The sequence below is a fragment of the Paenibacillus sp. GCM10012306 genome (genome assembly GCF_042649265.1).
Classification (GTDB): domain Bacteria; phylum Bacillota; class Bacilli; order Paenibacillales; family Paenibacillaceae; genus Paenibacillus_AQ.
This window is the reverse complement of the sequence record NZ_JBHRYW010000007.1, coordinates 335830-353580: the sequence shown is the minus strand read 5'-3', so window position 1 is coordinate 353580 and position 17751 is coordinate 335830. Positions and strand designations below refer to the sequence as shown.

The 17751-nt window shown below is 48.5% G+C and carries 20 protein-coding genes, 5 tRNA genes and 1 CRISPR repeat array; of the genes, 20 read left to right on the top strand and 5 right to left on the bottom strand.

What is annotated here, in order from left to right; genetic code table 11:
- Positions 1-34: 34 nt before the first annotated feature.
- Positions 35-463: an Lrp/AsnC family transcriptional regulator gene (locus ACFORK_RS17580; RefSeq protein ID WP_379201203.1), complete on the bottom strand. Its 429-nt coding sequence runs from the start codon at positions 461-463 to the stop codon at positions 35-37.
- A 128-nt stretch (positions 464-591) separates the two neighbouring features.
- Here ACFORK_RS17580 and ACFORK_RS17575 point away from each other — a divergent pair, with 128 nt between their 5' ends.
- Entirely contained in the window at positions 592-1344 is a 753-nt protein-coding gene (locus tag ACFORK_RS17575; protein ID WP_379201201.1) for an MBL fold metallo-hydrolase, read from the top strand.
- A gap of 198 nt (positions 1345-1542) precedes the next feature.
- Positions 1543-1974: a CRISPR direct-repeat array (repeat unit 32 nt; unit sequence GTCGCTCCCTGCTTGGGAGCGTGGATTGAAAT).
- Positions 1975-2073: 99 nt separating this feature from the next.
- Here the strand turns inward: ACFORK_RS17575 and ACFORK_RS17570 are convergent.
- On the bottom strand, positions 2074-2355 hold the full coding sequence (locus ACFORK_RS17570; protein ID WP_379201198.1) for a hypothetical protein: 282 nt from the start codon (positions 2353-2355) through the stop codon (positions 2074-2076).
- A 692-nt stretch (positions 2356-3047) separates the two neighbouring features.
- On the opposite strand from ACFORK_RS17570, the gene ACFORK_RS17565 reads away from it, so the two are divergent.
- The 4 genes from ACFORK_RS17565 (at position 3048) to ACFORK_RS17550 (ending at position 3808) form a co-directional block, all read left to right on the top strand.
- A tRNA-Asn gene (locus ACFORK_RS17565) sits at positions 3048-3123 on the top strand.
- Between the two features lie 7 nt (positions 3124-3130).
- Positions 3131-3222: transfer RNA gene (locus ACFORK_RS17560), tRNA-Ser, on the top strand.
- Positions 3223-3646: 424 nt separating this feature from the next.
- Positions 3647-3721: transfer RNA gene (locus ACFORK_RS17555), tRNA-Glu, on the top strand.
- A 4-nt stretch (positions 3722-3725) separates the two neighbouring features.
- Positions 3726-3808: transfer RNA gene (locus ACFORK_RS17550), tRNA-Leu, on the top strand.
- 57 nt (positions 3809-3865) lie between these two features.
- Here the strand turns inward: ACFORK_RS17550 and ACFORK_RS17545 are convergent.
- Both ACFORK_RS17545 and ACFORK_RS17540 read right to left on the bottom strand, forming a co-directional pair.
- The gene (locus tag ACFORK_RS17545; RefSeq protein WP_379201196.1) at positions 3866-4498 is read right to left on the bottom strand and encodes a hypothetical protein; all 633 of its coding nucleotides are present in this window, start codon (positions 4496-4498) and stop codon (positions 3866-3868) included.
- Positions 4499-4535: 37 nt separating this feature from the next.
- Positions 4536-4733 carry an XRE family transcriptional regulator gene (locus ACFORK_RS17540; RefSeq protein WP_379201194.1) on the bottom strand — a complete coding sequence of 66 codons (198 nt, stop codon included), beginning with the start codon at positions 4731-4733 and terminating at the stop codon, positions 4536-4538.
- Positions 4734-4877: 144 nt separating this feature from the next.
- Between ACFORK_RS17540 and ACFORK_RS17535 the strand changes: the two genes are divergently transcribed.
- The 3 genes from ACFORK_RS17535 (at position 4878) to ACFORK_RS17525 (ending at position 5848) form a co-directional block, all read left to right on the top strand.
- A complete protein-coding gene (locus ACFORK_RS17535) occupies positions 4878-5240 on the top strand; it encodes a helix-turn-helix domain-containing protein (protein WP_379201192.1) in 363 nt (120 codons plus the stop codon).
- 83 nt (positions 5241-5323) lie between these two features.
- Positions 5324-5406 (top strand) — tRNA-Leu (locus ACFORK_RS17530).
- 79 nt (positions 5407-5485) lie between these two features.
- On the top strand, positions 5486-5848 hold the full coding sequence (locus tag ACFORK_RS17525; RefSeq protein WP_379201190.1) for a DUF1304 domain-containing protein: 363 nt from the start codon (positions 5486-5488) through the stop codon (positions 5846-5848).
- A gap of 102 nt (positions 5849-5950) precedes the next feature.
- Here ACFORK_RS17525 and ACFORK_RS17520 read toward each other — a convergent pair whose 3' ends face one another.
- The gene (locus ACFORK_RS17520; RefSeq protein ID WP_379201188.1) at positions 5951-6430 is read right to left on the bottom strand and encodes a glutathione peroxidase; all 480 of its coding nucleotides are present in this window, start codon (positions 6428-6430) and stop codon (positions 5951-5953) included.
- A 183-nt stretch (positions 6431-6613) separates the two neighbouring features.
- Between ACFORK_RS17520 and ACFORK_RS17515 the strand changes: the two genes are divergently transcribed.
- The 12 genes from ACFORK_RS17515 (at position 6614) to ACFORK_RS17460 (ending at position 17749) form a co-directional block, all read left to right on the top strand.
- On the top strand, positions 6614-7033 hold the full coding sequence (locus ACFORK_RS17515; protein ID WP_379201186.1) for an organic hydroperoxide resistance protein: 420 nt from the start codon (positions 6614-6616) through the stop codon (positions 7031-7033).
- Positions 7034-7298: 265 nt separating this feature from the next.
- Complete coding sequence (locus ACFORK_RS17510; protein WP_379201184.1) at positions 7299-7580, top strand: hypothetical protein; 282 nt, start codon at positions 7299-7301, stop codon at positions 7578-7580.
- Between the two features lie 142 nt (positions 7581-7722).
- Positions 7723-8136, top strand: a complete 414-nt coding sequence (locus ACFORK_RS17505; RefSeq protein WP_379201266.1) for a thiol-disulfide oxidoreductase DCC family protein — start codon at positions 7723-7725, stop codon at positions 8134-8136.
- Between the two features lie 113 nt (positions 8137-8249).
- Positions 8250-9173: a copper amine oxidase N-terminal domain-containing protein gene (locus ACFORK_RS17500; RefSeq protein ID WP_379201182.1), complete on the top strand. Its 924-nt coding sequence runs from the start codon at positions 8250-8252 to the stop codon at positions 9171-9173.
- Positions 9174-9363: 190 nt separating this feature from the next.
- Positions 9364-10539 (top strand): P-loop NTPase family protein, encoded by a 1176-nt coding sequence (locus tag ACFORK_RS17495; protein WP_379201180.1) that lies wholly within the window; start codon positions 9364-9366, stop codon positions 10537-10539.
- Positions 10532-11800 carry a TadA family conjugal transfer-associated ATPase gene (locus tag ACFORK_RS17490; protein WP_379201178.1) on the top strand — a complete coding sequence of 423 codons (1269 nt, stop codon included), beginning with the start codon at positions 10532-10534 and terminating at the stop codon, positions 11798-11800. Before ACFORK_RS17495 ends, ACFORK_RS17490 begins: the two co-directional genes overlap by 8 nt.
- 32 nt (positions 11801-11832) lie before the next feature.
- Positions 11833-12615: a type II secretion system F family protein gene (locus ACFORK_RS17485; RefSeq protein WP_379201264.1), complete on the top strand. Its 783-nt coding sequence runs from the start codon at positions 11833-11835 to the stop codon at positions 12613-12615.
- Between the two features lie 13 nt (positions 12616-12628).
- Positions 12629-13501, top strand: a complete 873-nt coding sequence (locus tag ACFORK_RS17480; protein WP_379201176.1) for a type II secretion system F family protein — start codon at positions 12629-12631, stop codon at positions 13499-13501.
- 14 nt (positions 13502-13515) lie between these two features.
- Positions 13516-13701, top strand: coding sequence for a Flp1 family type IVb pilin (locus ACFORK_RS17475; protein ID WP_379201174.1), 186 nt, complete (start codon positions 13516-13518; stop codon positions 13699-13701).
- Positions 13701-14369 (top strand): TadE/TadG family type IV pilus assembly protein, encoded by a 669-nt coding sequence (locus tag ACFORK_RS17470; protein WP_379201262.1) that lies wholly within the window; start codon positions 13701-13703, stop codon positions 14367-14369. The genes ACFORK_RS17475 and ACFORK_RS17470 overlap by 1 nt, the downstream gene beginning before the upstream one ends.
- Positions 14370-14467: 98 nt before the next feature.
- Positions 14468-16723, top strand: coding sequence for a hypothetical protein (locus tag ACFORK_RS17465; protein ID WP_379201172.1), 2256 nt, complete (start codon positions 14468-14470; stop codon positions 16721-16723).
- An 18-nt stretch (positions 16724-16741) separates the two neighbouring features.
- Positions 16742-17749 carry a TadE/TadG family type IV pilus assembly protein gene (locus tag ACFORK_RS17460; RefSeq protein ID WP_379201170.1) on the top strand — a complete coding sequence of 336 codons (1008 nt, stop codon included), beginning with the start codon at positions 16742-16744 and terminating at the stop codon, positions 17747-17749.
- Positions 17750-17751: the final 2 nt, after the last annotated feature.

The following is a 17751-nucleotide window of genomic DNA, read 5'->3' as shown; positions in this document are numbered from 1 at the left end:
TCCTTCTCGGCGGCTTTATTTTACACAACGGAGACTATTTAAGCTGTGAAAGCGCCAGACTGATCTTATAGTTACCATAACCCAGAAGTTCATCCAGAAAGGTACTTAGTTCCTCTTGACTGGTCGCGCGTACGCGCATCCAATAGCAGCCCTCACCGGTAACTTTGTGAATCTCTTCGACCCGCTGGTCCTCTTTAGCAAAGGCGAGAAATATCGGATGAGCCGCATTGGAGGCTAGAAAAACCGTCACAAACGCATTGACATTCTGTCCGATTTTTCCCGGATTCCAGCGTACGGTGTAGCCTTCGATAATCTCCAGCTCACGCATTCGACGGATACGCGCGCCAACGGCTTGCCCGGTCATATGGACCTGTTGTCCAATCTCCTTATGGCTAAGTGTGGAGTCTTGAATTAACTGCTGGAGAATGCGGTAATCTACGTCATCTATCAAATGTTGCGACATTATCGTGTAATCCTTTCTGCATGAAAGTAGAACGGGGCAATCTCTTTCCGCATCAAATGTATTCTTGTTCGGCGCTTATTTATAATTAAATTGTAGCAGAAGATATTCTAAAGAAGAGGTGTCGAATAATGAAAATACAACTAATCCGCAATGCGGCTCTATGGATTGAATACGGCGGCGTGACCTTTCTGGTTGACCCGATGCTTAGTGAACAAGGTGTGAATCCGCCAATCTTCAATACGGAGAATGACCGTAAAAACCCGCTCGTGCCGTTGCCAGGAAACGTCCAGCAGTGGCTCCAACCGGATGCTGTTCTTGTGACGCATCTTCACCCCGATCATTGGGATGAGGCTGCCGTGTCACTGCTCTCACATAGTATACCCGTATTATGCCAGGATGGAGATCAGGATACCATATCCGGGCATGGTTTTGAACAGGTGATGGTAATTGAGCCTTCCCTTACGTTCCGTGGCGTAACTCTTACCCGTACCAGCGGCCAGCATGGCATCGGAGAGATCGGGAAGATGATGGGGAGAGTCTCCGGTTTTGTTTTTCAGGCAGAAGGGGAGCCCACGCTGTATATCGCTGGAGATACCATCTGGTGTGATGATGTCCGCCAAGCCCTTGATACGTATACGCCTGACTGGACCGTTGTCAATGCCGGGGGCGCTCGCTTCCTGACCGGTGGCCATATCACAATGGATGATCAGGATGTAGTCGATCTATGCGCGTATGCACCACAGACTTCGGTTGTTGCCGTACACATGGATGCGATCAATCATTGTCTAGTTACCCGTGAGAAGCTTGAGGCCAGATTGGAACAAGAGGGGCTGCTTAACAGAGTAGCGATTCCTCAGGACGGAGAATGGTTCGGGCAGTAATTCCAACCAGCCTGGGCTAGACGACAAACGGTGCGAACCCCAAGCTCACATGAAATCCCCGGGCCATTCGCACCCCGTGCTATCACAGGCTTTTTCCGCTTATTGCGCTCCCATCGTTGAAGTTTTAGAATGGAAAAGAAGAGGTTCGCACTTTCACGCCTCAGAGCCCTTGTGCCACAAGGGCTCTGAGGCGTGGCTGTCGCTCCCTGCTTGGGAGCGTGGATTGAAATATCCTGAAGATGCAAGCCCATGTCAGTAAGGAAAAGTCGCTCCCTGCTTGGGAGCGTGGATTGAAATTCCAAATTTTCCATGACCGTCCCCCCTTATTTAAGTCGCTCCTTGCGTGGGAGCGTGGATTGAAATGACATATTCGCCGCACTGTTTACAGGTGACTGGTCGTCGCTCCTTGCGTGGGAGCGTGGAATGAAATATGAGATTTGATGCGTCAGCCGCATCTTGGAATAGTCGCTCCCTGCATGGGAGCGTGGATTGAAATATTAATAACCGTCCCCTTTGCGTTTTAGTATTCGTGTCGCTCCCTACGTGGGAGCCTGGATTGAAATCTGACATTCGAGGAGCGAGAAGCAGCGACAACAGCGTCGCTCCCTGCGTGGGAGCGTGGATTGAAATAGACATTATTGAACCGTGACCATAATACTCTTGGTGAAAAAAGGAATAACGTTGGCTTTTTTAGAGAGAGTCGAATGATCGACTTTCTGTAGTCCAACGTTATGCATACGCTGCCCCAGTCTTGATTGCCATCCCACCCCACCCCTGAAAAGCAGCCTCCGCCAAGAAAAGAAACAGGGAATAGACGGTGAACTTTCGAGGGACATCGATGTAATTGAACTCATTCAGAATCGCTAACACTTTTTCTTCTGGAATAGATGATTGCAGGATATTCGAGAATGAAGTAAAATTATCATGAAGTCGCCTCGTTTCAAGTGTTTGTAGGGGTATAAACACTATAACGAATGGGCGGCTTTTTTCTGCCTTTTTTTGGCTAATCAATAGGCCTAACTCTTGATCGCTTCTCACGTGGAAGCCTGGATTTAAAAATTGCTGAGGTGCGGAGATACTTGAAGATCTGAGGCTGCTTCCTTCACGGGAGCGGCATTAAATATCCGATCTATATTGAGTAAATCCTCAATTTAAGAGCATTTTCGTACCTTATATTTATTGAAAAGAGGTAAATGAGGGAAATAACGGCATTATTGTATCTTATTTTCGGGAAAAGTACGCTGAAAAGCCAATTATGGAAAAATTAACGTACAAAATTGCACTTAATTGCGATATTTGCTCAGCTACAGAATATTTAAGGTACAAAAATGCCCTTAATTACACTTTGGAAACGAAAACCGGATTTTATTTGTTATTTTAATCGCTCTATATAAAAGAATATTAAACAGTGTTTTCTTGCGCTGTAGTAGAGCGAAGGGTCGGAGGAATTCTGGAGAAATGATAGTGTTCGCTTTAAAGACCGATCGCAAGAACCCTCCGAACCCATAGCGGCTTGTCTGAGGGCATTCAGTCATTAGCGGCTATATTGATCGTAGCATTTCCCCGAGCCCGTAGAGGTTCAAACCAGCCAAGCAAACGTTGTTGTCACACCTCCCATGAAACCGATCACAAAAAATTTAAATAACCGCTTGACGATATCGAAAAATCATGGTATATTATATCTTGTTCACACCTTTTAATGTTCCCTGATAGCTCAGTTGGTAGAGCACTCGACTGTTAATCGAGTTGTCACAGGTTCGAGTCCTGTTCGGGGAGCCATTTTCATGGAGAGATACCCAAGTGGCTATAAGGGGACCCTCTGCTAAGGGGTTAGACTGCGTAAGCGGTGCGAGGGTTCGAATCCCTCTCTCTCCGCCACATTTTGTGGCTTATGAAGCGATTATACATAATGAACGTATAGAGGAGTCCTTTGGGGCTCTTCTTTTTTTGTACTGAAGGCCAAGATTGACATCATCAATCGGATATGTGGCTGTATGTCTCTGCGGAGGAAGGAAGAGGAGGAGACACAACTTTTTTTACGAGAAAAGGTAGTAGAGGAGGAGGCACAACTGTTTTTTAGCGAGAAAAGGTAGTAGAGGAGGAGGCACAACTGTTTTTTTCGCGAGAAAAGGTAGTAGAGGAAGAGGCTTAACTGTTCTTTCAGCGAGAAAAAGAAGCAGAGGAGAGGGCTTTCAGAGTCCACGAAACGCACTTCATACTTTTTTGAAAAATAGTATTGTCAAAATCAATAGAGTTATGATATACTGATTTTTGTTGTCACAAGAACATAATTGAACAGCATGGCCCGTTGGTCAAGGGGTTAAGACACCTCCCTTTCACGGAGGTAACAGGGGTTCGAATCCCCTACGGGTCACCAATATGCGGTAGTGGTGGAATGGCAGACACGCTATCTTGAGGGGGTAGTGGGTGTATACCCGTGGAGGTTCGAGTCCTCTCTACCGCATAGCTAAAAGGTAAGAATTTCTTTGCTTTCGCAGAGAATTTCTTACCTTTTTTGAATTTATGTATGTCCTGAGGTTCCCTTAAAAGCACCGGCGTATTGGGGATACAACTGCCTGACGCATTCTGGGCAGATATCATGTGTGAATTGTACATGGAGCTGCAACTGCAAAAAACGCTCAATGGTCAGCCACTCTTCCTGATCGTTGCGGATGGACTTGCAGGATGCACAGATGGGGATGAACTTGAGTGCTTGCTTCAGTGCGGAGCGGTGAATGGCCAGAGGCTGAATGTGGCGACCCTCGACAACGGGTCCGGCATCATGATGAGCGATGACCCATATTGGTTTCTCAGAGGAAGGAGCGGCCAGAACGGGGAATACCTCAAACCGGAACACCCGTCTGCCTTTGGGGGCACAGAGTATAGTAGAATCGGTACTGACTACAAGGCGTTCTCCGCCCAGCGTAGATTTTAAGACGCTATGCAAAAGAGTAGGCTCCATAACCCACTCAGGCAGCAGCTCAAGATAATTGCTCCCCACTCTTGCCAGCTGTGATGGGAGGTTGTATTCCTTGCAGCAGGTACGCCAGTGGCTATTGAGTGACAGGATGGTGCCGTGCCGGTCTATGATCAGTGCATTGTGGGGGACGGAGTCAATGGATGGTGTGGCTGAAGGGGATAGGCTTTGTGACAAAAGTTTTCGCTCCTTGTGATCCCTAATGGGCCCATTGCTAGGATGGCGGTAGGTTCAGCAGCTTCTCAATCTGTCGCCGGTACCGCTCGGCCTTGCGTGTTCCGTGGATCAAATTGGATAGGCGGTAGGGAGGGATGTCGTAAATTCGGCAGAAATCCTTCTGGTCAAGTCTGAGTTCGGTCAAACGCTGTTTGATTGTCCACCCATAAGGCGTTATGGGATGCTTATTGTTCATCTGTCTCACCTCTTATCGATATTCCAGCCGTATGATATAATGGAATAAGACATAATAATAGTTAATTATATACTTTTTTACGTCATTTTCAATAAAAATAACTTAAATAAGTGATTATACATCAAGGTGGAAGGAGGTCAGCAAATGCAGTCCATATACGAGCGTATTGAGTACTTGATCAAGCAAAAAGGGATGACGAAGAAGTCATTTTGCGAGGAACTAGGGATTAGCACCGGGAATATGGGCGACTGGAAGCGTGGCAAATCCACCCCTGGCACTCATAAACTTATCGAGATCGGGGCATACTTTCAAGTGAGTCTGGACTGGTTGATTCTCGGCAAAGCTGCACCGGAAATGTTGCGTGAGAGCAGCGAGAATTATTTTTTTGACCAAATACGGCAATTGGATTGCCACACTGAACTGCTGCCGGATGAGAAAATATTCATCAAGGAATACCTGGCTTTTACCGAATATCGGAGGCGCAAAGCGGCGGAAGAAAATTCTTGAGCCAACATCTTTACATTTGAGGATAACTGGATTATAATATTGAATGTTGACCTCAGAACATTGCATTACGTTGTACACACCGCGCGGTAGTGGTGGAATGGCAGACACGCTATCTTGAGGGGGTAGTGGGTGTATACCCGTGGAGGTTCGAGTCCTCTCTACCGCATATTGTAAGATCAAGAAAGTCTCGCTTAGCGAGGCTTTTTTTGTTATTATCAGATAGCATAAATTTGGAGGTGGAAGATATGATCATAAGCACAATTCTGGTGGGTCTGGTTGCGGTTATACATATTTATATTTTGTATCTGGAATGCTTCCTGTGGGCTACGCCCAAGGGGATGAAGACTTTCGGGCTGACAGAGCAAGATGCCAAAGCTACGAAATCGCTGGCGTTCAACCAGGGCTTCTACAACGGGTTTCTGGCTGCTGGTTTGATCTGGGGTCTGCTGTATCCAGGAGATGAAGTCGGACGTCATATTCAGTTGTTCTTCCTGGCGTGTGTGCTAATTGCGGGGATTGTCGGCAGCCTTACAGCCAAGAAAACGATCCTGTACGTGCAGGCCTTGCCGGCATTGCTCGGGATCATAGCTGTTCTTTTCCAGTGGTAATAGAGACTAAGGGAATAGACTGCATCTAAAAAAAGGATACTCCTCCATCGCAGGTTCAAGCTGCAGTGGGGTGAGTATCCTTTTTTGCTATCCGGAAAAGTGCTATTTGAGCAATTGCTTGATTTCTGCTTCGATCTGGTCCGGTGTTGTTGATGGGGCAAAACGTTTCAGGACACGGCCATCCTGGTCGACAAGAAACTTGGTGAAATTCCACTTGATGCTCTTGGAGCCCAGCAATCCCGGTGCTTCAGCGGACAAATATTTGAACAACGGATGCGCTTCATCGCCCTTTACATCTACTTTCTCATACATCGGGAAGGTCACGCCGTAATTAATTTCGCAAAACTCGGCAATTTCCTCACTTTCGCCCGGCTCTTGCCCGGCAAACTGGTTGCTTGGGAAACCAAGTATTTCAAATCCACGATCTTTGTATTTTTCATACACTTCCTGGAGACCTTTAAACTGGGGGGTGAACCCGCACTTGCTGGCTGTATTCACGACGAGCAGTACCTTGCCTTTGTACTTGGAGAGAGATTCTTCTTCTCCGCGCAGGGTTTGGGCTTCAAAATTATAAATGCTCATGGATAACGCCTCCTAATTTTTAAACCTATAAATATTTATGTCAATTTAATTGTACACTATTTATATTCGTAGTCAAATGCTGATGGCAAGGTATCTGTGACAAATGGTTTCAAATTATGCCCATTGTTTAAAGGTAGGGTGTAAGGTTGCAACAAATACAGCGGTTAAAGGAGAAGATGACTGATGAAAGCATTGTACACAGCAACAGCAACAGTACGTGGCGGGCGGGAAGGCTCGTTCGAATCCTCTGATGGCGCGCTGAAACACAACTTGAGTATGCCCAAAGAATTAGGTGGTCCCGGTGGCGCGGGCACCAATCCGGAGCAATTGTTCGCAGCAGGCTACGGCGCCTGTTACGAGAGTGCCTTGGCGAATATCGCCCGTAAGGAAGGTGTGAAGCTTCAAGAGGTGGAAGTGACCTCCAACGTAATGATTGGCAAGGATGACAGTGACGGCGGCTTCAAGCTGGCTGTACGTCTGGATGTGAAGATCCCCGGTATCGATAAGGCTCAGGCGGAGGATCTGGCGAAGAAAGCCCATGCCTTCTGTCCGTACTCCAAAGCTACGAGAGGTAATATTGAAGTGGAACTGAATGTGGTATAGAACATAGAGCGCAGCGTTATGACTATAGCTTATGCGTAGTGAAGGCCCGGCTTGCCCAGCGGGTCTTTTTTACTATTTTCAAAGAAGAGGGTGAAGTGTAGTTTTTATGGAAATGCTATCTAAAAAAGGGATTATGAACAATGGAAGAGATTCGGTGGTGCGCGCCTTGGTTGACATCCCCCTTAAAATTCTTTAATATGTCTAAGTATCTGAATATGTCGCGTGTGCAAATAACGAACAAAAATTTAAATAATGGGTGATGAAGATGTCTTACAGACCGAATATTACGAATGTGACCAAGGCCAGCAGCAATGATAAGGAAGGATTGTACGAGTTCATTATCAAGCTTGCTGACGGAACGGAGTGCCGCGCGTTTTATCATCGGTTTCCGGAATGGAAAATGACGAACATCAGCCGTTTGTTGAAAACGCCATGTCCAATTTGTCGCAAAGATTTCATCTGCAAGTGTATGGACGCATTTAGTGCTGATTTCGAAGAGCAAATGATTGGCGATAATCTGTGGATTGAGAAGGCTATTGCTGAATAATTGAATGAACGGAACTTAGATGGCGCGGAAGCTTTTTTCCGCGTTTTTGTTTGCTTTTTAACAGGGTTATTGGAAAAAAACGGGGAGAGGTGCGCGGATTATGGGTGAGCAACAAAACTCTGTAGGTGGGCCTGCGACAAAGATGGCTGATGTAAGGCTGCACGATAAATCGGTAGTACTTATTGATGGTGTATGCCATCTCTGCCAGGGGCTGGTCCGCTTTATTATTCCTCGTGATCCCGATGCCAAATTTATGTTCGCTCCCCTGCAAAGTGAAATCGCTACTGGGCTGCTCCGTGATGGAGGTCTTGAACCCGGGAAGCTCGACACTGTCGTGTTGGTGGAGAACGGGAGGTATTATACAGAGTCAGCTGCGGCGCTACGGATTGCTCGTGGACTCCGCTTTCCATGGCCATTGGCTTACGTGTTCATTCTAGTGCCGCGTTCGCTTCGTGATATCCTTTATCGTTATGTGGCGCGCAACCGCTACCGCTGGTTCGGACGTGATGAGCAGTGCCTGCTCCCGACACCGGAGATCCGGAAGAGATTTCTGTAAGAGCAAAGAGAGTGCGGTTTGTGCGCTTGCTAATGCTTTTGAAAAATGTATATTTATTGTATCATTTCATTATATTGATCTGTTATCTATAAATTACAGGGTGGGATGGAGCAATGGCTCGAAAAGCGGGGATTCACATGCTGGTCTTCATGTTGGTTTCTTTATGGATTACGGGTACGGTGTCTGCGGCCCCCAAGCTTCAGGTTAAGGTGAATAATTCAAGCGTGGCGGGAGTTGTAACCGAATCCGGGCATACGATGGTTCCGTTGAAGGCTTTTGAACGCTTTGCCAATCTCTCCATGCAGTGGGTGGCTCAAACGAAGAAAATAACGATTAAACGCGATTCTACGGTTATTCAGCTTACTGTTGGTGATAGAACTGCTTCTATCAACGATAATCCGATGCAGCTGGAGGTTGCTGCCAGGATTGTGGACGGAAGAGTTACGGTCCCGCTGAGATTTATTGCTGAGGCACTGGGCGCAAGGGTTACTGTAGATGCCGTTACCAATACAGTCTGGATTCAAGAGCGGGCCAACGCGGCGATTCTGAAGAATTATAACAGCAGCGACTTGGCGGCTTCGCGGATCGCAGCACTGCAAATCCCACTGGACGGGAGCACACCTTCCCGGTTAATAGAAGAGAGTACTGCCGGTGATGCTGAAGTTTTCTCCGAAAGTTATTACTTTGCTAAGGGAAAATCAGATGGCTACTACTTGCTGAACGGGCATTTCGTGACTTATTTCGAGATTAAGGATAATATTCGCCAAGCAGTCTGGGAAGCTACTCTGGACAATGCTAAAGAGGCGACGAACAAAGATATTACCTCTGTGTTTGGGCATCCGATCTACAAGGAGTATGGCAAGCGGCCTGTACTATCCCAGGAATATGTGTATTTTAACACCAGTATCTGGGGTGGTTCGGTGACCTACGGCGTAGCCAATGTTGATGGAACCTTCTCTGAACTCGGGCGACTGACGGACTGGCCGGATACACGCAAGCAGTTCGTTGTAGCTATACCGGGGGAGATAAAGCTCTGAAGTACGAAGTCTCTCGATTGAATTTGCGTCTTACCTGATTTGTGAAAAAAAGGATTGCCGCCTGTTTATATATATGCTACTATAGCTGTAAATTAAAGGATAGTAACGGAAGCACCGTTCATCAACCGTTTTTCACGGTTTTTGGCGGTGCTTTTTTGCTGTCTTTTTTTAGAGAAAGGAGAGTGATGGCATGGCGGCAAGGATTGTGCTGGCCGTGCGGGAGAGTCAATACATCGAACCGTTACTGCATTATCTTCATCATAGCCAGTATAGCGATCTGCTGCGGATCACGGCGTTCAGCCGGATGGAGGCTTTTGCAGAATTTATACAGGGCGATGAGGTGCCAGATGCTGTTGTTGGGGATGCGGCCTTTATTGAAGCTTGGCTAGTTGGCGGACGAAGCACTGTGCGATGGGCGGTTATGAGCGAGGATGGAGGGCCAGGAAGCTACCTTGGGACCAGCAACAAGAGTTTGGCTGGCGGGGAAGTCATTGCCAAGTACCAGTCGTTGCCTTCCTTGCTGGAATCAATATTGCAATTATGTGATGTCAGGCGTTCAGGCATGCCATTATCGGCCAAAGAAGAAACTTTGCTGCTCGGCGTAGTCTCCAGTAGCGGCAGCAGTGGCAAGACGACCATTGCTCTAAATATGGCGAAAGTTCTGGGCGAACAGGGCTTGTCAGTCTTTTATCTCAATTTGGAAAGTGTGGATAGCAGCGGTATCATTCTTCGCCCGCCGCATGGGAATGTCCCAGGGCTCGAAAGGCTGCTCTATGATCTTCAGGCTGGTAGGAACAATGATGAGGTAGAACCCCCTGAACTGGGGCGTTATGTCATTCGTCATGAGGAGCTGCAGAGCGATGCGTTTAGACCTGTGAACAATCTCAAAGAAATGCTCCAGATGACTTCGCAGGATACACTCGACTTACTGGAATTGCTCATAGCCACTCGTAACTATGATGTTGTCATTATCGATACCGGTAACATAGAGGAGGAGCGGGTCAAGGCGGTGTTGCAGCGCTGCAGCATTCTGTTGTGGGTGATGCGCAATGATGATCTGAACATACATAAGATGGCCAGATGGCTGTCACATTGCAGTGCACCTCATTCCGGTCTGCCGCCGGGCATTCTTGAGAAGAGCCGGTTTGTCATGAACTTTGGGTCAGATGACATTGAAGTAGGGGGCCTGCCGGAAGGGCTGAGTATGGATGGGGTACTTCCTTATATTCCGTCTTGGACATTGCGGCACCGCGAGGAACTGTATCTGAACTCCCCTCAATTCCAGCAAGCGGTTATGGAACTATGTAGGGCTGTCGTAGAGCCTTCTCTGCCGCGTGTTTTTACTGGGAACACCGGTTATGAATGAGGAGATGTTCAGGGCGCTGCGCGGTGATATCCGGGCCGGACTGGATGTTACTTCATCTGTCGGGAACCGTGAGCTTACAGCCTATATTGAACAGACCATTCTGGAGCGGGAGAGTCTTCGCTACTTAACGGCACAGGAAAAGCATGAGCTCGTGAAGCGGCTGTTCGATTCCTTCCGCGGGCTGGATGTACTTCAGCCCCTGGTAGATAATCCGGCAATCACAGAAATTATGATCAATAGCCACAAAGATATTTTCATTGAAGAGGAGGGGGCTATCCGCCGCCTGCCACTGGCCTTTGAATCCAGCGGCAGACTGGAGGATATTATCCAGACCATCGTTTCCGGTGTGAACCGGGTGGTTAACGATTCTTCTCCCATTGTGGATGCGAGACTCAAAGATGGTTCCCGCGTCAATATTGTTCTACCGCCCGTTGCCTTGAAAGGTCCGGCGATGACTATCCGCAAATTCCCGGAAAAGCCCATGACCATGAATGAACTGGTCCGGCGCGAGACGCTCAGTGAAGAGGCGGCGGAGTTGCTCCAGACTTTGGTTGAGGCCAAATACAATATTTTTATTAGTGGAGGGACAGGTTCAGGTAAAACCACATTCCTGAACGCATTGTCCCAGTTCATCCCCTCGCAGGAGCGTGTCATTACGATTGAGGATTCAGCGGAACTACAGATTGTCACCGTTCCGAATCTTGTCTCCATGGAGACACGCAATGCTAACACAGAAGGCAAGGGGGAAATTACGATCCGCGATCTGATCCGTTCTTCACTACGAATGCGGCCGAACCGGATTGTAGTTGGCGAGGTACGGGGCGCGGAATGCCTGGATATGCTGCAAGCCATGAACACTGGCCACGACGGAAGCTTGTCCACGGGACATTCAAACAGCGCCCGCGATATGGTCAGCCGCATGGAGACCATGGTGCTAAGCGCGGCAGAGCTACCGGTTACGGTGGTTCGGCAGCAGATTAGCTCGGCGATTGATATCTTCGTGCACCTCTCTCGGTTGCGTGATCGATCCCGTCGGGTAATGGAAATCTGTGAAGTTGACGGATTGAAGGACGGAGAAGTACAGCTCAATCGACTCTACGAATTCCGGGAGACGGGAGAGCGTGACGGACGGGTTCAGGGAGGGCTGACTGCTTGCGGTAATGCTATGCTGCATACCAGCAAGCTTAGAATGTCGGGTATCGCGACACACCCGTTATCGAAGTATGCCGAGAAGGCTAGGGAGGAGGTAGGAGGGGTTTGATTCAGCGCGGGAATTTCAAACAGGATTCTGCCATGGCTCAAACCGGAAAGTCTGGTGCCGGGGTGAGGACGGTTCTGCCGGATTACAAAGTCTACATCTTATCTTCTTGGCAAAAGAATGCGGCGATCCTAATCGGGAGCCTGCTCCTGTATGGAGTTGGCTATCTCTTTTATCATCATTGGCTCATAGCTCTGCTGCTAGTACCGGGTGGAGTCTATGCTCCGCGGTTGCTGCGTGATTATTTGCATAATCGTCGCCGGATGGGACTCACGCTACAGTTCAAGCAGACACTGTTCTCATTATCCTCTTCTCTCTCGGCAGGCCGCTCTGTAGAAAACGCCTTCCGGGAAGCGGTGCAGGATTTGCACATGCTGGACCCCGAAGGGGGCGGCGATATGATTGCCGAGCTGAACATTATCTGTACACGTATGGAGAATGGACAGCCGGTGGAAGAAGCGCTGCATGATTTTAGTGCAAGGGCTGGCTTGGAGGATATTGAACGCTTCGCTGATGTGTTCACGGTATGTAAGCGGACAGGCGGTGATCTGGTGGAGGTAGTGCGCCGTACCTCGACAGTCATCGGCGAGAAGCTTGATATTCAACAGGATATCGCTGTCAGCATTGCTCAGAAGAAATTCGAGGCTAAGGCTCTGTTGATCTCTCCGCTGGCCATGATCATGTTTATGAGTCTGACGGCGGGTGATTATATGGAGCCTATGTACACCGGGCTAGGGATGGTTATATCTACATTAGCACTGGCGGGGTTGTTTCTGTGCTATCTGTGGACTTCCAAGATAATGAATATCCCGCTGTGAAGGACGGATGAGGATGAGATGGGTATCTGGTGTGGTCTTGCTTCTATTGATAGTGTTCTGGTGTGTCTTTCGGGTGCAAAGTGGCAACCGGTATGCAGGATTGCGCACATTGCCCATGGAGGGACTGAGGCTGCGACAGCTTGGTGAACCAATGCTGCTGTTGATTGAGAGACTTGGCATTGGTAGTCGTTTTCCGTCAGTGATGTTCAAAATTCAGCGTTCCATTCAGCGGATTGAGGGTACCAGATATAGCGCAGAACGAACACTGCTGTTCGCGGGAGAGATGCTCAGTTATAGCTGGCTGCTGGCAGTAGGTGGGAGCGCACTGACGCTTTTAACCGGGGAACAGACGGGGATTGTACTAGGATCTCTGCTAGCTCTTGTATTGCCGATTGCTTTGGCAAGTGATTTGCATAAAAAGGTGCGGTTGCGGGAGCAGAATATTTTGCTGGAGTTGCCTGAGCTACTGAATAGCATCGTGCTACTGGTCGGCGCCGGTGAGACCGTGCAGCGGGCAATCCAGCGTTGTGTGGAGAGCCGCAAAGGGAATACGAAACACCCGTTATATAAAGAGTTAATAGCCATGACAGGGGAATGGGAGAGCGGCTATTCCTTTCAGCAGTCGCTTGAGAACTTTAGCAAACGCTGTGCTGTGCAGGAAGTATCGTTGTTTACCACGACCGTGTTATTGAATTACCGGAGGGGTGGGAGTGATTTTGTATTGGCGCTCCGCGACCTGTCACGGATGCTGTGGGATAAGCGGAAGGCGGTCAGCCGGACACGTGGGGAGCAGGCTTCCTCGAAGTTGGTCTTTCCGATGGTAGTGATCTTTTTAATCGTTATTGTGCTGGTGGGAGCACCGGCAATTATGATGCTCAAAATGTAGAGGAGGAAGATGAGATGTCGTTGATTATAGGGAAAATGAAAAGCTTCTGGAAGGACGAGGAGGGACTCGGCACCTTGGAGATGATTCTGATTATTGCAGTATTGATTGCTGTAGTATTGGTGTTTAGAAAAGAAATACAAGAGGTTGTGAAATCGCTGATTAGTACTGCTGGCAAGAAGAGTCAGGAAGTATTCGATTGATGTTGCTGAGGGATGATCGCGGCAGCTTCACCATCGAGGCTTCCCTCCTGCTACCCATTATTATGCTCATTACCATGCTGCTTCTGTTTTTCGGCTTGTACAGTTATCAGAAGACAATGCTGCTACAGGTGGCGTCGGCTTCTACTGAACGGGCGGCGTTTAATTGGGACAATAGCCATAAAGAGAAGACGGGAGCAGTTGCTGCAGGTGAATATGATTCATTGTATTGGCGTATCGGGGAGGACAGTTTAATTGCATCATTATTTGGTGGTGAGGGGGGAAGTGGCGGTACACAGATTGAGCTTCCGGCGGGAAGTAAAGATTCAGCTCCGCTGCCTGATCTTAAACTGGCTAATGCATCCCGTATGGTCCCAGCCAATATGCCAGGGGAGATGGGCTATAAGTATGGCTTTACTGGGCGCAAAGTGAGTCTGGATTTAAAACGTCTGCTCCACTTACCTGTATTGGACGATGTGTTATCGGATGGCGCAAGTCCCAGTATACAAGCCACATCTGTCGTTACTGAACCGGCGGAGTTTATTCGTACTGTAGATCTGATGCGTTATTACGGCGCCAAGTTTAAAGGACGTCAAGGAAGCGGGGAGACCCGGCAGCCTATGAACAAGCAGGATGCCTCTGCAATGATGATGAAGCTTGGTAAAAAGTGAGAATGAGCAATCCTATTGAGAGTTTGTGACGAGAATGGCTGGGAATGGGGCTCAATCTGGGAACGGAAGAAAGTAGTCACGAAGAAAGGAAGACATGGATGAAGAGAGCGTATAACGGCTCTAACCGAGGCTTGAAGCGCAGGAAAGGAGGGTGGTTTTTTCGAATAGACGGTTCGGTATCCATCTTTTTGATCATGGTGCTGGCCTTTGTCTTCCTGTTCGATGCGGTTCTGATTGATTATGCGCGGATTGCTGCGGCCAATACCCAGGGGGAACGTCTTGCCCGAGCCGGAATACGTTCCGTGCTATCGGCTTACGATGTAGAGCTAAGGGAGAAATACGGTTTGTTCGCTTCAGGCGGAACGGATGGAAACATGCTGTTATCCAGCGTACTCAATGATAATCTGCACGAAAGCGGTCGGTCTGACGCTTTTAATCTTATTCAGATGGGCGTTGAGAGCTCTACTGTGGAATGGAGTCGGCCGCTAGGCGAGTATGGGACTTTCCGGCGTCAGATTAATGAAGAGATGAAATATAAGGCACCGATCGATTTTACACTGGAATTGGGCGGCAAGTTCAAACCTTTGTCCGGGGCGATGGCGGAGGCCTCGCAGGTGACGAAGGTACTCCGGGCATTGCAGCCACTTTATGATGAGCGTGAGGAAGCGCTGGATCTGATGATAGAACGACGGAAGCAAGCTGCAGAAAGCGGCAGGGCGCTGCTTCAGCTTATCATGAATCCACCGGGGGACAGCTTGCAGCCAAGTACGCTTGGTGAGGTATCTACGGCAGCGGATATAGCGGCTCAATATGATGATTTTGTTTACAAGTATACGTGGGACATGAACCGTGATAGTCGGGAGCCGGCGAGATATACATATCCGTTATCCCGGTATTCACAGCAATCGGCACTAGTAATTCAGCGAATTCCGCCAGCCATGAATGCTTTCCGTGAACAGCACAATGTCTTCATAGAACAGGCTGAAAGTGCTTTGTTACGGGCAAGAGAGCTGAATGATGAAATGAAGGTCGTGCTGGAGCAGTCCCGAAACAGCGGTTCTAGTAAGAGTGACCGGGCGAAGGATTGGGATATTCCAGGCAGTAGTGGTAATGAAATAGACTCTGATCCGCTACACAAGCTTCGTGAGCAGGAGGATTCTCTTATTCTTGATCAAGCTGACTTTACAGGGATAGAAGAACATTTTTCCACTCAAAAGAGAGGTTTTGAACGGCTGGAACCAGTAACTGCCGCATTGCCGGGTGTCCTTGCTGAATTTTCGGGGCTATACAGTAATGGTTCAAGAATGATTGGGTCGGTTTTAGCAGCTGCGCAATCTGTTGGGAACTATCTGGGCAGCTATGGTGCTGGAGGTAGCCTTATTGAAGCAGAGCTTGCTGCACTTGAAGAGCACCGGAGCTCGGATAAACAGCGGAAGCAGTGGGAGAAAGAGGCCAAGACCAAGCTGAGTGATGCTATGAAGACAATAGATATAATTCGAGAGCTGAACGACCGGGCAGGAGAGGCTATGCAGCGCTATGATACTTTGCAGAAGTACTACGAGGAAATTCTTTCACTGAATAAAGGATTGGACGATGCCAGAAAAGACGGGCAAACCTCCTCCGATCCTTATGCTGCCGGAAGCTCTGCGATGACGAATATGGACGGGGTATACGATGTCATGACCAGTGCCCTTACAGGAACAAGAGATAGGCTTTTTCAAACAGAGTATTCAGCACTTTATTTTCAACATTTTGATCTCTCTGCTTTGTCCTCTATGGGTAGCGGTATGGAAGGCGCGAATGTTGACAAGCTTGCTGCACAGATGGACCCGCATGCTCAGGAACTGGAGTATATTTTGTACGGATTCCATAATCCGGCAGGCAACATTGCCGCCGCTTATGGTGAAATATTCGCCATGCGGCTAGCCATTCGCACCATGGAGGGGTTTGTCAAAAAAGCGGGTATTGGCAATCCACTGGCTGTTCTGGCGGCTGCGTTGTTGTACGGCATTGAGCAGGCAGTTCAGGACATGCTGAAACTATGCAAGGATGGTTCAATTCCATTATCAGAGTTTATACCGGCTCAGTTGACTTACCGTGATTACTTGAGGTTGTTCCTCATGATACATGGCAGTGGCGAATCACAATTATCACGAATGCTGGCTGTGATTCGGCTCAATACAGGTATCAATCCCGCAGAGAGAAATACTTATGCTTCCGCGAATATTCGTTTTGGACTGCGTCTATGGTTTCTGCCAGGGATGATTACATTGCTGAATTACAGTGGAGTGCTTGCGGGGGATGTGAAAGGAAAGATTTACTATAGGGGGATACAGGCTGATTCAGCTTATTAGGCGGAGGGGGTGAAGATTATGAGGCTATGGCTCAAAAGAAGAAGAAGCAATGAGAAGAACGAGGGTAGCATGGTGGTTGAAGCGGCAATGGTTCTCCCCATTTTCTTGTTATTCGTTCTGTTCCTGATCTTTATCATTCAAATGAGTCTATACTCCACCGCTTTGCAAAGCACGGCCTCGGACACCGTGAAAGTCATCTCCACCCATATCTATCCCGCAGCTCTGGCAGCTCAAAAATGGGATAAAGACAGTGGCAGCGAAACAAATCCTACAGGAAGTGATCCGGGAAGCAAACAAGCAGATGCACACTCGCCATGGGGAATTCCCCGTCTTTCGCTCATGGAATGGGGGGAGGATTATGCGAATGATCTGCCGCCTCCGCTGAATGAGTGGGCCCTGGCTGCAGCAGAAAAGGGAGAAGGACCCTTGCAGAAGCTTCAGGCGGAAGCCTCACAGAGTGTGTTGGACCTGGCCATAAAGCCTTTAATGAAGCCTTATCTCGCCAGCGACATGTTGGAGTATGACCGAATTCATGTGTCCAATGTCATTATCCCAGATTTGAAGAAGGGGACAAGGCCCTATTTCGGTGTGGAGGTAAGCTATGATTTGCCCATGAAGGTTCCTTTTCTGAATCAAAATATTGTGCTGGAGGCAAGTGCCGTAGAGCGTCTGTGGATCGGTGATACTGGCGAGGGCCGCGGCGGAAATGGGGAAGAGGGCGGAAAAGAAGAGCCTTCGATTGTGATCCTGGAGAAGCCGGATCCCGGTGTTGTTAACAAGCAGGGCAAGGTTCGGGCCAAAATCCCACCGGGCACCTCTGCTAACTTGACAGTCATTTATAAGAGTGGCTTGAGCAAGGCAAAGTACTTGGGCTGGAAGCAGGCGGACAAGGATGGATATATCGAATGGGAATGGAAGATTGGCGTTAACACGACGCCAGGTTCCTGGACATTGGTTATTCAGACAGATGATGGGCAGTCCATCGAAGTCAATTTTACAGTCGTGAGTGGTAAAAAAGGGGGTTAGAG